The organism is Kaistia soli DSM 19436 (assembly GCF_900129325.1).
Lineage (GTDB): Bacteria > Pseudomonadota > Alphaproteobacteria > Rhizobiales > Kaistiaceae > Kaistia > Kaistia soli.
In genome coordinates this window covers 108,905-122,885 of the sequence record NZ_FQUP01000003.1, presented here as the reverse complement: position 1 = coordinate 122,885, position 13,981 = coordinate 108,905, and the positions used below count along the sequence as shown (strand labels likewise).

General features: G+C 63.9%; 14 protein-coding genes. 6 read left to right on the top strand and 8 right to left on the bottom strand.

The features are described 5' to 3' along the window. Position 1: 1 nt before the first annotated feature. Positions 2-1,474, top strand: coding sequence for an NAD-dependent succinate-semialdehyde dehydrogenase (locus BUB39_RS14080; protein ID WP_073054467.1), 1,473 nt, complete (start codon positions 2-4; stop codon positions 1,472-1,474). A 68-nt stretch (positions 1,475-1,542) separates the two neighbouring features. Further along, entirely contained in the window at positions 1,543-2,088 is a 546-nt protein-coding gene (locus BUB39_RS14075) for a putative glycolipid-binding domain-containing protein (protein WP_073054465.1), read from the top strand. Between the two features lies 1 nt (position 2,089). On the opposite strand, the gene BUB39_RS14070 is transcribed toward BUB39_RS14075, so the two are convergent. The 3 genes from BUB39_RS14070 to BUB39_RS14060 all read right to left on the bottom strand — a co-directional run bounded on the left by BUB39_RS14070 (position 2,090) and on the right by BUB39_RS14060 (position 4,197). After that, a complete protein-coding gene (locus tag BUB39_RS14070; protein ID WP_073054463.1) occupies positions 2,090-2,497 on the bottom strand; it encodes a VOC family protein in 408 nt (135 codons plus the stop codon). A gap of 102 nt (positions 2,498-2,599) precedes the next feature. Further along, positions 2,600-3,238 (bottom strand): DsbA family oxidoreductase, encoded by a 639-nt coding sequence (locus BUB39_RS14065; protein WP_073054461.1) that lies wholly within the window; start codon positions 3,236-3,238, stop codon positions 2,600-2,602. 230 nt (positions 3,239-3,468) lie between these two features. Continuing rightward, a complete protein-coding gene (locus tag BUB39_RS14060) occupies positions 3,469-4,197 on the bottom strand; it encodes a response regulator (RefSeq protein WP_073054459.1) in 729 nt (242 codons plus the stop codon). 153 nt (positions 4,198-4,350) lie between these two features. Between BUB39_RS14060 and BUB39_RS14055 the strand changes: the two genes are divergently transcribed. Next, positions 4,351-5,103: a Crp/Fnr family transcriptional regulator gene (locus BUB39_RS14055; RefSeq protein ID WP_244540256.1), complete on the top strand. Its 753-nt coding sequence runs from the start codon at positions 4,351-4,353 to the stop codon at positions 5,101-5,103. A 29-nt stretch (positions 5,104-5,132) separates the two neighbouring features. Continuing rightward, the gene (locus tag BUB39_RS14050; protein WP_084527385.1) at positions 5,133-7,055 is read left to right on the top strand and encodes a hybrid sensor histidine kinase/response regulator; all 1,923 of its coding nucleotides are present in this window, start codon (positions 5,133-5,135) and stop codon (positions 7,053-7,055) included. A 4-nt stretch (positions 7,056-7,059) separates the two neighbouring features. Here BUB39_RS14050 and BUB39_RS14045 read toward each other — a convergent pair whose 3' ends face one another. Continuing rightward, positions 7,060-8,241, bottom strand: coding sequence for an acetate/propionate family kinase (locus BUB39_RS14045; protein WP_073054457.1), 1,182 nt, complete (start codon positions 8,239-8,241; stop codon positions 7,060-7,062). Between the two features lie 189 nt (positions 8,242-8,430). On the opposite strand from BUB39_RS14045, the gene BUB39_RS14040 reads away from it, so the two are divergent. Next, entirely contained in the window at positions 8,431-9,150 is a 720-nt protein-coding gene (locus BUB39_RS14040; RefSeq protein WP_073054455.1) for a CBS domain-containing protein, read from the top strand. Positions 9,151-9,159: 9 nt separating this feature from the next. Here BUB39_RS14040 and BUB39_RS14035 read toward each other — a convergent pair whose 3' ends face one another. From BUB39_RS14035 to BUB39_RS14025, 3 genes are all read right to left on the bottom strand, one after another. Then, entirely contained in the window at positions 9,160-9,600 is a 441-nt protein-coding gene (locus BUB39_RS14035; RefSeq protein ID WP_073054453.1) for a response regulator, read from the bottom strand. Next, complete coding sequence (locus tag BUB39_RS14030; protein WP_139251479.1) at positions 9,601-10,719, bottom strand: PAS domain-containing protein; 1,119 nt, start codon at positions 10,717-10,719, stop codon at positions 9,601-9,603. 150 nt (positions 10,720-10,869) lie between these two features. Next, a complete protein-coding gene (locus BUB39_RS14025; protein ID WP_073054451.1) occupies positions 10,870-11,649 on the bottom strand; it encodes a Crp/Fnr family transcriptional regulator in 780 nt (259 codons plus the stop codon). Positions 11,650-11,859: 210 nt separating this feature from the next. Between BUB39_RS14025 and BUB39_RS14020 the strand changes: the two genes are divergently transcribed. Next, positions 11,860-13,215, top strand: a complete 1,356-nt coding sequence (locus BUB39_RS14020; protein ID WP_073054449.1) for a sensor histidine kinase — start codon at positions 11,860-11,862, stop codon at positions 13,213-13,215. Positions 13,216-13,218: 3 nt separating this feature from the next. On the opposite strand, the gene BUB39_RS14015 is transcribed toward BUB39_RS14020, so the two are convergent. After that, positions 13,219-13,980, bottom strand: coding sequence for a FadR/GntR family transcriptional regulator (locus BUB39_RS14015; RefSeq protein ID WP_084527379.1), 762 nt, complete (start codon positions 13,978-13,980; stop codon positions 13,219-13,221). Position 13,981 lies beyond the last annotated feature (1 nt).

The window sequence follows — 13,981 nt, the reverse complement described above, 5'->3', positions numbered from 1 at the left end:
CATGAACACGCCTGCTCTGATCGAGCTTGACCTGATCGATCCGACGCTTCTGAAGGATCGCTGCTATGTCGACGGCGCCTGGGTCGGAACGGCCAAGACTGACGTCACCAATCCGGCGACGGGCGCGGTGATTGGACGCGTGCCCCATTTTGGCGCCGACGAGACGACCGCGGCCGTCGATGCGGCAGCGGCGGCGTTCAAGGGCTGGGCTGCGAGGACCGCCAAGGAACGGTCGAAGCTCATCCGCCAGTGGTATGAGCGGATCATAGCCCATCGTGAGGATCTCGCTCTGATCCTCACAAGCGAACAGGGCAAGCCGCTCGCCGAGTCGCGGGGAGAAATCGACTATGCGGCCAGCTATATCGAATTCTATGCAGAGGAAGCGAAGCGCATTGCCGGCGAGACATTGCCGAGCCACCGCGCCGATGCGCGCATCCTCGTGCTGCGCCAGCCGATGGGCATTGTCGGCGCCATCACGCCCTGGAATTTTCCGGCGGCCATGATCACCCGCAAGGCCGGCCCCGCGATCGCCGCCGGCTGCCCGATCGTCGTGAAGCCGGCCGGCGAGACGCCGCTGACGGCGCTGGCGCTGGCCGAACTCGCCGACCGCGCTGGCATTCCCAAAGGCGTCTTCAACGTCGTTACCGGCGACGCCAAGGAAATCGGGGGCGTGCTGACGTCACATCCGGCGATCCGTCTCGTCAATTTCACCGGGTCGACCGAAATCGGGAAGCTGCTGATGCGACAGGCGGCGGGCACCGTGAAGAAGGTCGCACTCGAACTCGGCGGCAATGCACCCTTCATCGTTTTCGATGATGCCGATCTCGATGCAGCCGTTGAAGGCGCCATGGTGTCGAAGTTCCGCAACATGGGTCAGACCTGCGTCTGCGCGAACCGGATCTACGCCCAGGCCGGCATCCATGATGCTTTCGTGGAGAAGCTGACCGCCGCCGTGGCCAAGCTGTCGGTCGGGAATGGAACGGCTGAGGGTGTCACGCAGGGGCCACTGATCAATGACAAGGCTATCGCCAAGGTGGAAGAGCATCTAGCCGATGCGACGTCTAAGGGCGCGAAGGTCATGCTCGGTGGGCATCGGCACCGCCTTGGCGGCACGTTCTTCGAGCCAACGGTGCTGACCGGGGCATCGGCCGCCATGAAGCTCGCCCGCGAGGAGACTTTCGGACCTGTAGCCCCCGTCTTCCGTTTCGAGACGGAGGAGGAGGTCATCGCTGCCGCGAACGATACCGAATTCGGCCTTGCGGCCTACTTCTACGCACGCGACATCGGCCGCATCTTCCGCGTGGGCGAAGGGCTGGAATACGGCATGGTAGGCATCAATTCGGGGCTGATCTCGACGGAACTCGCCCCATTCGGCGGCGTCAAGGAAAGCGGAAACGGCCGCGAAGGGTCTCATCACGGCATCGATGAATTCGTGGAGAAGAAGTACCTGCTGCTGGCGGGCCTCGATCGATAGGCTGGCCTGCCGTCAAATATGGTGACATCCGAAGCGGCCTTGTGGCTGTTCAAGGAGAGGGGACTGGCATGTCGAAGGCAGTGCGTTGGAAGAGTTGGGACGGCAACGGCATCGAGCATCTGGTTTTTGCCGATCGGGAGGCGGGCATCAGCGGCGAGGGCGCTATCCTGTCGGGAGGCGACGCCCATTTCGCGGCCGCCTATGAAGTCGCCTGCCATGCCTCAGGTGCTGTGGCGCGTGCGCAGGTCGCGGTGGCCGGCGGCCCGAAGCTCATGCTGCAGTCAGATGGCGACGGCAAATGGCGAAACGGCGAGGGCAAGCGACTGACCGCACTTGCCGGCGCCCTCGATGTCGATTTCTCGGCAAGCCCGTTCACCAACACGTTGCCGATCCGGCGCCTTGGCCTCACCGAAGGTCAGTCTGCCGAGATCACCGCGCTCTATGTCCGCTTTCCCGATCTCGAACTCTCGCTCGATCACCAGCGCTACACATGCGTCGAGCAAGATAGGCTCTATCGCTATGAGGCGGCGGACGGCAGTTTCGAAGCGATGATCGAGGTGGACGGGCAGGGGCTCGTCACCCTCTATGACGGTCTCTTCCGCCGTATCCTGTAGCTCAGTCGCCAGGCGGCAACATGGGATCGTAGGTGCCGAACGACCATTCATAGCCCTCGAGGTCGCGGCACGAGTATTCGCGCGATCCGTAATCCGTATCGGCGAGCGGACGCGTCACGACTGCTCCGGCGGCAACGGCCTTGTCGTGATGACCATCCACATAGGCGACAGAAACGTAGATGCTGCTTGTGCCGCCGCTAACGGTGCGGCCCTTGGCGGCTAGGTCCGGCCCGATCGCGCCGATCATGACCATGCCGTCACCAAGCCGGAGTTCCGCGTGAGCTATCAGGCCGTCGGGCGTCGTGTGGATCGCGTGCGGCGTAAAGCCGAACGCTGCGACGAGGAAATCAATCGCAGCCCGCGCGTCGTTATAGCGGAGTGCGGGGAACAGACGCGAACGATCGGTCATGGCGTCGTTTCCTTCAATTCAGCGCGAAGTCGGCCGTCCATGGGCTGATAACGCCCGAGCGACCGAGACAGTTTCCAGCGATGGCGTCGCCGCGACAAGACGTCAGGTGGCTGGCTCCGAAGCGGCCGCCTGGCGCATGGCGTCGGCCATCACCGCTTCCGGCTGCGCGCCGGAAAGCGCAAGCGCCCGGTTGAATACGAAGAACGGCACGCCGCCGATGCCCATATCCGCCATAGCGGCCGCCTCCTGGCGGGTGCGGTGGAGCGCGTCGGCGTCAACGACCACCGCCCGCGCCTCATCATCGGAGAAGCCGAAGCCGACGGCGATTTCAGCGATCACGTCAGCATCGGCGATATTGCGCGACTGAAGGAAATGCGCCTCGAACAGAGCCCGGGCGAGGGCATGCTGGGTGCCCTTCTCCGCTGCGGCGCGGATCAACGCATGGGCGCGGTCGGTAGGGCGCTGGCGCGGCTGCTTGGAAAGATCGAGCGGGATGCCGCTCTTGCGGGCCTCGGCCTCGACCCGCGCGAACATCGCACTGACATCGCCACCATATTTGGCTTTCAGCCGCTCCGCGACGTCGACGCCCTCGGCCGGCAGGTCGGGGTCGAGGAAGTAGGGATGGTGGGTGATCGTGGCCTCCATTCCCGTCTCCTTCAGGACATTGTCGAGACGGGTCAGCCCGATGAAGCACCACGGGCAGACGATATCTGTCACCAGGTCGATCGAAAGCGTGCCCATTGATGAAACTCTCCTCGGAGACAGGCGTTACATGTCAGCGGGCGGAACATGGCCGTGAAGCCGGTCACTGGCAAGAAGGTACGCCGGTGTTACCGAAGTGGCGGCAAAACCCAATCATGGAGATCTAAATCTGATGCGCAAGATTCTAGCGCTCGCAATTGCCATTCTCTGCGGCGGCGCCGTCGGCGCCATGCTTGGACTCGGGGCCTCGCTGGTATTCTAGTCCGCTCCTAGTCCGCTTTTCCCGTAAACACATAGCCGACGCCCCTTACCGATTTTACGAGCAGCGGATTTTTCGGATCTGTCTCGATCTTCTTGCGCAGCCTGGCGATCTGCGCGTCGATCGTACGATCGAAAACATCGAGCTGACGGCCTCGCGTGAGATCCATCAGCATATCGCGCGAGAAGACGCGGCCTGGGCTGCGGGCGAGGATCGAAAGGATATCGAACTCGCCGGTCGTGAGGGCCACGTCGGAGCCGTCTGGCCTGACGACCCGGCGGCGCCCGATGTCGAGCTCCCAGCCTTCGAAGCGGATCGGTCCATCTGCGGACGCTTCCGCGACGCGCTGCGCCGGCGCGCGGCGGCGCAGCACAGTCTTGATCCGCGCCAACACCTCGCGCAGGTGAAATGGCTTAGCAATGTAGTCGTCGGCGCCGACCTCGAGACCGACGATCCGGTCTACGACGTCATCGCGTCCGGTGAGCATGATGATCGGGATGTCCGAGCGGGCGCGCAGATCCCGCGCGATATCAAGCCCGCTCTCGCCGGGCCCAAGCATCAGATCGAGCAGCACCAGGTCGGCGGCGCCACGCCCGAGTACCTCGCGCATGGACTTGCCGTCGCTCACCGTGGTGACCCGATAGCCCTCTTCCTCGAAATAGCGGGCGAGCATCTGGCGAATGCGCGCGTCGTCATCGACCACGACCAGATGCTCCTGCCGCGCATGCGGCTCAGCCATGGCGTGTCTCTGCGGTTCCAGTCTCGGCAGGGATCATCGACTGCTGTCACACTCTGTTACGAACGAGCACCGAACGTAGCACGCGCATCGTCCCCGCGTCACCGAGAGCCCGTCAGATGACACCCGGCAGCAACGAGACGCGAGGGTTTCCCGATGTACTCCGAACCGATGATGGCACTGAGCCGCCAGGACCACGTTCCCGGCGAGATCGGTTCCGGCGAGGGGCTCGCCAGCGTCTTCCGCCGTCAGGCTGAGGAGCGATTCGAGCCGGGCGCGGCCCTCTTCTGGGAGGGCGATGTCGCCGCCCATCTCTTCCAGATCATCGAAGGTGTTCTCCGCGTCTATAAGATCATCGGCGACGGCCGCCGGGTGATCACCGGCTTCCTCTATCCAGGCGATCTCGTCGGCCTGTCGCAGCGTCGCTGCTATCTCTATACCGCAGAGGCCGTCACCCGGGTGAAGCTCCGCCGCGTGACGCGGAACCGCTTCGACGAAGAGGTCAACGGCTCCCCGACGCTTCGGCCGGAGCTGTTCGCCCGCCTTTCGGACGAGATGGAAGCGGCCCAGGACCAGATGGTGCTTCTGGCACGCAAGAGTGCAGAGGAGCGCGTCGCAAGCTTCCTGCTGGCCATCGCCCGGCGCGCATCGGCGCATCTGGACGGCCAGCCGCTGATCGACCTCCCGATGACCCGGCTCGACATGGCGGACTATCTCGGCCTCACCATCGAGACGGTCTCGCGCATCATGACTCGTCTCACCAGCCGCGGCGTCATTGCGGCCAGCGGTCGCCACGCGATCGTCGTCCGTCAGCCGTTGAAGCTTGAGATTCTGGCCGGCGAAGGCGACGATGGTGCGCACGACCCGATCGCAGTCGCCTATTCACGTCAGGCTGTCTGGCCCCACTAGCCGGGTCCATTGTGTAACGAGGCCCGATCGTGACTGACGCCCACCATGCCGCGCCCCCCGGCGCAGCCAATCTCGATACCATCGCCGCTCTTCTCGACGCAGGCAGCATCATCATCCATGACGCCAAGAGCGGCGTGATTTCGCATTGGAGCAGCGGCTCGGAAGCGCTCTACGGCTGGACGCGCGAGGAAGCGGTCGGCCAGCCACTCCAGCAATTTCTCCTCACGAGTTTTGCCTCGCCCCGGGCTGCGATGGTCAATGCGCTGGCGAAGACAGGTTCTTGGGACGGTGAAGTTCAGCAGCGCCACCGCGACGGGCGCATGCTGGCGATCGCGAGCCGGATGATCGCGGTGCCACCGGGTTCGGTCCTCTGCGTCAATCACGATCTGAGCGATTTGAAGCGGGCCCAGCTCGAGATCGCGACGCGCGAAGCTCATCTGCGCTCGATTCTCGAAACCGTTCCCGAAGCGATGGTCATCATCGATGAAAAGGGCACGATCGATTCGTTCAGCGCGGCTGCGGAACGGTTGTTCGGCTATTCAGCCAACGAAGTGCGCGGACACAATGTCCGCATGCTGATGCCGCCGCCGGACCGCGACAATCACGACAATTATCTGGCGCGCTATCTCGCGACAGGCCGTCGGCACATCATCGGCTACGGCCGCATCGTCACAGGCACCAAGAAGGACGGCTCACGCTTCCCGATGGAGCTGGCCGTCGGCGAAACGGTCGCCAATGGCCAGCGCATTTTCACCGGTTTCATCCGCGATCTGACCAGCCGGCACAAGCTCGAGGAAGAGCTGCGCCAGGCTCAGAAGATGGAAGCGATCGGCCAGCTCACTGGCGGGATCGCCCATGACTTCAACAATCTCCTGACGATTATCAGCGGCAATCTCGAAATGATCGAGCAGCGCGTCGAGGCCGGCCCGACCCGCGAACTGATTCAGGCGGCACAGGAGGCCGCCGATGACGGCGCGCGGCTCACGGGGCAACTCCTCGCTTTCGGACGTCGCCAGCCACTCAATGCCCAGTTGGCGGACATCAGCCAGCTCGTTGCCCATTTCTCCGATCTGCTGCGCCGCGCTCTCGGCGAGACGATCGAACTCCGCACTGTCGTGACCGGCTCGTCCAACCATGCAATGGTCGACGCGTCGCAGCTTCAGAACGCGCTGCTGAACCTCGCGCTCAATGCCCGGGACGCCATGCCGCGTGGCGGCCGGCTCACCGTCGAGATCAGCCATGCCGAAATCGCCTTGGCAGAAACTGGATCGCGGCCCGATATGCGGCCGGGCGACTATGTCCTGATCTCGGTCTCCGACACGGGCACGGGAATGACGCCGGCTGTCCGGGAGCGGGCCTTCGAACCGTTCTTCACGACCAAGGGCGTCGGCGCCGGCACGGGCCTCGGCCTCAGCATGGTCTACGGGTTCGTCACGCAGTCGGGCGGTCTCATTCGCCTCGAAAGCGAGCCGGGACACGGCACGACCGTACGCATCTACCTGCCAGGCGCGCGGCCCGCGGCCGCGGCCCTTGGCGAGGGGAAAACGTCGGAGGCGCCGGGACGTCCTCAAGGCGGCACGGAAACGATCCTTGTAGTTGAAGACGAGCCACGGGTCAGGCGCGTCGCCGTCGCGCGGCTGCGCGATCTCGGCTACGAAGTGATTGAGGTATCGGACGCGGCTGAAGCGCTCGCGGTTGCTGGCGAGGACCGCACGATCGACCTGCTCTTCAGCGATGTCGTGATGCCCGGCGGAATGGATGGCGATACACTTGCTGCCGAAATCCGCGCGCTGCGACCTGGCATCAAGGTCCTGCTCACCTCAGGCTATGCCGAACCGAGCATTGCAGAGCGCGGGCAGGCCGAAACCGGGACGTGGCTGCGGAAGCCCTATACGACGGCGGCGCTGGCAACCCGGCTTCGCGCGCTGCTCGGACCGGCCCTGAGCGTCTGAACGGTCAGTCCGCCGCAGAGAGAAGCGATGCCGCTTCCTCGGCGATCACCTGCTCCTCGTCAGTCGGAATCACGAACACGGCAACGCGGCTCGACGCGGCGTCGATCCGTTGCGCGTTCCGGGAGTTCCGCTCTTCATCGACGAAGATGCCGAGAAAGCCGAGGCGGCGGCAGACATCAGCCCGGAGCGCCGGCTGGTGCTCGCCGATGCCTGCGGTGAAGACAAGGACATCAAGCCCCTCGAGTGCGGCGCCCAGCGACGCGGTCATGCCCGCGATCGTCCTCGCGAAATGATCGAGCGCCTCGCGGGCCTCCGGCGCATCGCTCGCCGCAAGATCTCGTGCATCGGCGCTAATTCCAGAAAGCCCGAGCAATCCTGACCGGTGATAGAGCATCGCTTCGATCTCCTCGATCGGGAGACCGCCTTTGGCGAGGTGGATGATGACACCTGGATCGAGGGCGCCCGGCCGCGTCGCCATGACGATCCCGTCAAGCGTCGAAAACGTCATGGAGGTTGCGCGGCTCGCACCCTTCTCGATCGCGCAGAGGCTGGCGCCGCTGCCGAGATGCGCCACGACCACTTTGCGCGCGGCCAATTCCGGCGCGACACGGGCAAGCTCCCTGGCGATGAAGCAGTAGGACAGGCCGTGGAAGCCATAGCGCTTGACACCGCGATCAAACCATTCGCGAGGCAGGGGCAGCCGGCGCATGGCGTCGCTCTGGGTCTGATGAAACGCAGTATCGAACGACGCCGTCTGGGGGATATCCGGTCTCAGCCGGCGGAGTGAGCGAATTAACCGCAAGCCCTGCGGCTGATGCAGTGGCGCGAGCGGCACCAGCGCCTCGATCGCGTGCAACGTCTCGTCGTTGATCGGGGCCGGTCCGCGAAACCGGTCGCCACCATGGACGATGCGATGGCCGGCCGCTGCAATTGCGTCATGCCGGAATTGCGTCGCGAGCACTTCGAGCGTTTCCGCGACCACCTCGTCGAGGTCCTCGGCGGCTTTGGCATCGAGCGGAATGTCCGCCTTTTCTGCGCCTTCCGTGACGTGCAACATCAGCGGCTCGCGGCGAAGATCGACCATGCCCTTGCCGAACCGATGTGGCGTCGTCCCATCCATCGCGAACAGGCCAAGTTTGATGGTGGAAGAACCGGCATTGAAGGTGAGCAGCGTGGGCTGAGCCATGGCGATTTCCTTCGGCAGGCTTATGATGGCGTTTACCGGCCGGAGGCGACTGTAGCGGCCCCGCCGCCGGCAGGGAATTCCTGCCCGGCGGCGACCGCCAATGACCTTGATCGCGATCAAGGTTCCCGGCGCAGCAACGAGTAGACGTGGAACAGGGACCGCGAGGCCCACAGAATTTAGGAGGCCGCCATGCGCGCCGAAGCCGTGATGACGACGCCGGTTATCAGCGTCGAACCGACCACCAGCATCGATGACGCCGCGAAGCTAATGCTGTCGCACAAGGTCAGTGGACTTCCGGTCGTTGAAAGTGGCGGCCGGCTCGTCGGCATCGTCAGCGAGGGCGACTTTCTCCGCCGCAGCGAAATCGCGACCGGGCGTAAGCGCTCGCGCTGGCTGGAGTTTCTGCTGAGCCCAGGACAGGCGGCATCCGATTATGTCGAGGCGCATGCCAGGCGGGTCGGGGATGTCATGACCCACGACGTGGAAACTGCGTCGCCGCAGACCGCGCTCGAGGAGATCGTGGAGATCATGACCCGCCGGCGCGTCAAGCGGGTTCCAATCGTCGATGACAAGGGCAATCTCCTTGGCATCGTCAGCCGCTCCGACCTCATGAAGGCCATGGTGCGGGCGCGCGAGGAAGCGGCATCAGCACCGAGCGATGACGCTACCATCCGCTCTGCACTCGCCGCGGAATTCGGCCGCCAGTCATGGAGTGGCAACGGGCTCATCAGGGTGCATGTGGACAAAGGCACCGTGGACCTGACCGGCACCATCTTCGATGAACGCGAGCGCGCAGCAGCACGCGTGGTGGCTGAAAATGTGCCGGGGGTCCACTCGGTAGTCGACAACCTCGTCTGTGTCGAGCCGATCTCCGGTCTCGTCATCATGCCGCCGAAGCAGTCGGACTGACTGTGCCAGCTAGTTGATGCGCCAGCGCTCGGCGAGCGCCGGCGCCAGCACCAGGCAGGGGGGCAGCGGCGCTTCTGGCGGCGGATACTTGACCGCGCTGACGAGGAAGTTGAGCGCCTCCGCGACCCCCGACTGGCTGTAGGGCTTGCTGATGATGCCGATCGCCCCCGAGAAATCCTCGGGAATGCGGCGTGCATTCGCTGTCATGAAGACAACCGGCAGGCCCATATCGGCCAGCGCACGGCCAACCTCGAGGCCCGTTGGGCCGTCAGCCAGGTGAATATCGACCAGCGCAAGATCCGCCCCGGCAGAGCCTGCCTTGGTAATGGCCTCATGCATCGTGGTCGCACTGCCGACCATCAAGTGTCCGGCGTCCTCAAGGAAAACTTCGAGCTGCATCTGCAGCAGAACCTCATCCTCGACAACGAAGACCCGCAGTTGGGTATTCATTCAACCTCCGCGTGGCGGTTCGTCGATCGGTAGATCAACGCATATGCTGTGACTAGCTTCTGCCTGCCCGTCCCAATGAACTTTCGCATGCAATTGTGTGGCCAGAAGTTCGATGAAAGCCCTCTGATCCGGCTCAACGCTGCTCATGATCCCGGTTGCGAATCCGTCATCTGCAATGCAGAAGCGGTAGAGACCGGCGCCAGTCGGCTTGATGCTGAGCGAAATGAACCGCTCCGTTCCGGAAGTCAGCGCATGCGAGATGGCAATTCGTACCAATTCGCTCGCCATCAAGGCGACAGGCGCAGCAAAAGCGGCGGCAACGCTTAAGGATTCGAGGTCGAGCTTCAGGCCGACGGGAGGTTTGCCGCCCGCATGCGTCGCTTCCGCGGCGAATTCCCGGATGAAGCCGGCGATATCGAACCGCACGACATTGTCGTCGCGGTAGAGCAGGCGATGCACGGCCGAGAGCGCCTCGACGCGTTCGCGAAGTGTGGTCAGAGTCGCCTTGGTCGACGGGTCCGTCGCCTTGCGGCGTTCGATCAGTACGAGAGCCGAGATCAGCTGCAGATTGTTCTTCACGCGGTGATCGACTTCATGCAGCAGATCGGTGCGAGCCTGGAGCGCAGCCTCCAGCTCGCGGGTGCGGTCGGCTACAGCTGCCTCGACCCGGTCGCGGTCCTCGATGACATCCAGTTCGGCGCGTTTGCGGCGGGTCACATCGAGCTGGCTGGCGAAGAAGAAGAGCACCTCGCCGTCGTCGTCGGTGACGGGCGAGAGATAAAGGGCGTTCCAGAATGGCGTGCCGTCACGACGGTAGTTGAGAATATCGATCGCTATGTCGGTTCTGGTTTCGATGGCCTTTCGGATCGCCGAAATGGAACCAGGATCGGTATCGGGCCCCTGCAGGAAGCGACAGTTCCGCCCGATGATCTCATCGCGGCGATAGCCCGTCAGCTGAACAAAGGCGTCGTTGACGAAAACGATCGGGTTATCAAGCTGGGTCGGATCTGTGATGACCATCGACATGCGCGTCGCCCTCACCGCCGCTGCGAAAGGATCGCCCTTGCCGGTCGGGGCCTGCAGCCGGTCGGTCAGCTTCCAGGCATCACGCGCCTCCAAAATCCTCGAGCCTCCATGCGCAGAGGGCAAGGCCGCATTATCAGCCGAGCCGTTTCAGATTGCCAAACCAAGAGTCAGATTAGCCGAAGGTTCCAGAAAAACGTTGCGAAAGAGAGTCTTGCCCGAATCGCCGCATCCTTTTCTGGGCGTTCAGCCGGTCCCGTTGGCGTGTGTGCGACGATTGGAATCGACGATCGGATCGTCCGGATAAACGCCTCGGAGGACTTCGTCAAAATGTCGGCGCACGGCCATCTGGCAGGAACAGGCGAGGTGCCCGAGGCCGGCCGGATTTGAAACGGTCAGCCGCCCGCGCTGGGTCTCGATCATGCCCCGATGCTTTAGGGTCTGGATGACGCGACTGACATAGCTGCGCCCGACGCCCAGCATCCCGGCGAGTTGCTCCTGTGTCATCGGCAGCGACGTGTCGTTGGTGCGCTCCATGGCGGAGATAAGCCACTTGGCGGCTCGCTGCTCGATCGAATGCGCCGCATTGCAGGCGACCGACTGAAACACTTGCGCCATCAGGCAGTCGGCATAGCGCGCAAAAAAGTGGTGCAGGACCGGCGACTTCATTTTCGCTTCTTCGAGATCCTCGATGTTCATCCAGAGGATCGGCCCGCCGAACTGCACCTCAGCCCGCGAATAGGCTGGCAGATGGCCCTGGCTCACAATGCCGGCGACTGCACCCTCCCTGCCGACGAGGGCTGTCTCGACGGCCCGGCCGTCATCGAGCTGTATCCGAAAGGAGAGCAGCGTCGAATCGCAGGGGAAATAGACCTTCTGCACATTGTCGCCGGGCTCATACAGTACCGTTCCCGAGGGGAGGGTCTGCTCGACAAGATGGGGTTCCAGCAGCGCCAGATCGGCAGGGCGGAGGGCTCTGAGCAGATTGTTCGCGCGTCTATCCTTGGGTCGGTGAGCAGTCGCCACGGTCTTCTCCCTAGTTGACAGGCGAGGGCGCTTCGCCGCGCCTCCGAATTCAACAATGCACGAGACCTTGATATGTTCACTTGTGCGCAGACGTTGGTGACACTTGTGTCTACAACGCTACACAGCCGGTTCGTCGGCGGTCCGGAGAGCTTCAATACGATGGTAATTTTTGCGCCTGGGGCTCGGCCGGGACCCGGCAGCGAGGCCAGATTGCGCTTGGCCCTGGACGCGGCCGGTGGCGTTGGAGCCTGGGAGCTCGACGTCGCTACGGACTGGCTCTCCGCAGACGAAAGCTTCTGGTCGCTCCACGGGCTTCAGAAGGGCCGCGACGCTCCCGGCAACCTCCAAGGCTTGCTCGCCATGGTGATGGCCGACGATCGCGAGCTTTTGGCGACCGCCCTTCGTGCGGCAGCCGACCGCAAGGTCGAGCGCCTGCGCTGCGAATACCGTGTTGTCGGCGCAGACGGCGAACTCGCCTGGCTGCTGCTTCGCGGCCGGATGCGCACGCTGGAGGAGGGCGGAACTGGTCGCCTCATCGGCGTCGCCGTCGATGTTACCGAGCAGCACCAGACGGAAATGGCTTTGCGCGCCAGCGAGGAGCGCTTCGAAGCGATTACCAACTCCGTCGACCAGATGATCTGGTCAACGCGACCGGACGGCTTCCACGACTACTACAATCAACGTTGGTACGAATTCACCGGCATGGAGGTCGGCACGACCGATGGCGAGGCCTGGAACGGGATGTTCCATCCTGACGACCAGGAGCGTGCCTGGGAACGTTGGCGTCATTCGCTGGAAACTGGCGAGCCTTATCACATCGAATATCGCCTTCGACATCATTCCGGCAATTATCGTTGGGTCATCGGGCGAGCCAAATGCGTCCGTGACGGCGAGGGCAGGATTGTGCGCTGGTATGGCACCTGCACGGACATCGACGATCTGAAAGAAGCCGAGGCGCAGCGCGAGCTGATTGCCCGCGAGCTTTCGCATCGGATCCGCAACATTTTCGCGGTCGTCTCAAGCCTTGTTATGCTGCCGACCCGCGATCAGCCGGAGGCACGGCCCTTTGCCGTATCGGTGCAGGCCCGCATCCAGGCCCTGGCTTCGGCCCATGAATATGTCCGGCCGCACAGTGCACTCTCGGCGCCCGAGGACGACTCGCACACGGTCAAAGGCCTCATGCAGCTGCTGGTCTCGCCCTACAACGCGCCTGGCCGGGGACGCATCGTCATCGAAGGGGACGATCAGCCGATCGGAACGCAGGCAGCAACCGCAATGGCGCTGATCATTCACGAGCTGGCCACCAATGCAGTCAAATATGGGGCGCTGTCAGGGGACGGCGGGCTGGTGGCCGTCGACTGTTCCGATGCCGACAAGCACCTGACGATCCGGTGGCGGGAGACCGGCGGACCGCCCGTCGACGGGACTCCGACCCGCAAGGGCTTCGGCACCACGCTTTCCGAGCGTGTCGCATCGACGCAGCTTGGCGCGACGCTCACCCGCGAATGGCTGGCGGAAGGCCTCGTCGTCGTCCTCGTCATTCCGGTGAGCCGGCTCCTGACCTGACCGTCATTCGCGCGCCGCGGCAGCGCGGCGCACGGACAGAACGCGACTGAGCCCGAACGCGATGATCGCTGACATCTTGTCAACGGCGGTAGGCGCGTCGCCGGCTTCGATCGCGGCGACGAGCGTGTGACTGTCCGCCGTCAATGTCGCACGGGCCGCGCGGCGCTTTTCCACGTCGTGTCCAGCCACGGCCACAAGCGCCAGCGTCAGCTCGACGAGGCCAATCGACGAGCGAAGGAGCGGATTGCCCGAGGCATCGGCGATGATCCGGTGCACTTCCAGACCTGCCAAGGCGTGCGATTCTGCGTCGTCCTCGGCCAGTTCCATCTGATGCAACCAGTATTTGAGCAATCGAACCTGTTCGGCGGTCCGCCGGCGTGACGCCAGATCCGCCGCCCTGCCTTCGAGCGAGGCGCGAATGTCGAACAGCCCAGCGATGAAATCCGCATCGAGCTCCGCCTCGAAATGCCAGGCCAGCACCTGCTGATCGAAGAGATTCCAGCGGCTTTTCTGAGAGACGCGCGTGCCGACCTTCGGCCGCGCCTCGACCATGCCCTTGGCTTCGAGTGTCCGCAACGCCTCGCGCAGGACGGTGCGCGACACGCCGAAGGTCGCCATCATCTCCGCATCGCTCGGCAGGATCGAGCCAACCGCGAAGCGCCCGGACACAATGCCGACGCCGATCTCGTTGATGACGAATGTGTGGAAGTTGCGCGCAGCCGGCTTGCCCGATAGCGAGCGCAGAAGGCTACCTGGCTCGCTCATG

Excerpts from the sequence above, each read along its gene's own strand:
- BUB39_RS14035 (WP_073054453.1), bottom strand. The coding sequence starts at position 9,600 with ATGAATACCCAACTGCGGGTCTTCGTTGTCGAGGATGAGGTTCTGCTG.
- BUB39_RS14080 (WP_073054467.1), top strand. The coding sequence starts at position 2 with ATGAACACGCCTGCTCTGATCGAGCTTGACCTGATCGATCCGACGCTT.
- BUB39_RS14075 (WP_073054465.1), top strand. The coding sequence starts at position 1,543 with ATGTCGAAGGCAGTGCGTTGGAAGAGTTGGGACGGCAACGGCATCGAG.
- BUB39_RS14015 (WP_084527379.1), bottom strand. The coding sequence starts at position 13,980 with ATGAGCGAGCCAGGTAGCCTTCTGCGCTCGCTATCGGGCAAGCCGGCT.
- BUB39_RS14065 (WP_073054461.1), bottom strand. The coding sequence starts at position 3,238 with ATGGGCACGCTTTCGATCGACCTGGTGACAGATATCGTCTGCCCGTGG.
- BUB39_RS14040 (WP_073054455.1), top strand. The coding sequence starts at position 8,431 with ATGCGCGCCGAAGCCGTGATGACGACGCCGGTTATCAGCGTCGAACCG.
- BUB39_RS14070 (WP_073054463.1), bottom strand. The coding sequence starts at position 2,497 with ATGACCGATCGTTCGCGTCTGTTCCCCGCACTCCGCTATAACGACGCG.
- BUB39_RS14060 (WP_073054459.1), bottom strand. The coding sequence starts at position 4,197 with ATGGCTGAGCCGCATGCGCGGCAGGAGCATCTGGTCGTGGTCGATGAC.
- BUB39_RS14045 (WP_073054457.1), bottom strand. The coding sequence starts at position 8,241 with ATGGCTCAGCCCACGCTGCTCACCTTCAATGCCGGTTCTTCCACCATC.
- BUB39_RS14055 (WP_244540256.1), top strand. The coding sequence starts at position 4,351 with ATGTACTCCGAACCGATGATGGCACTGAGCCGCCAGGACCACGTTCCC.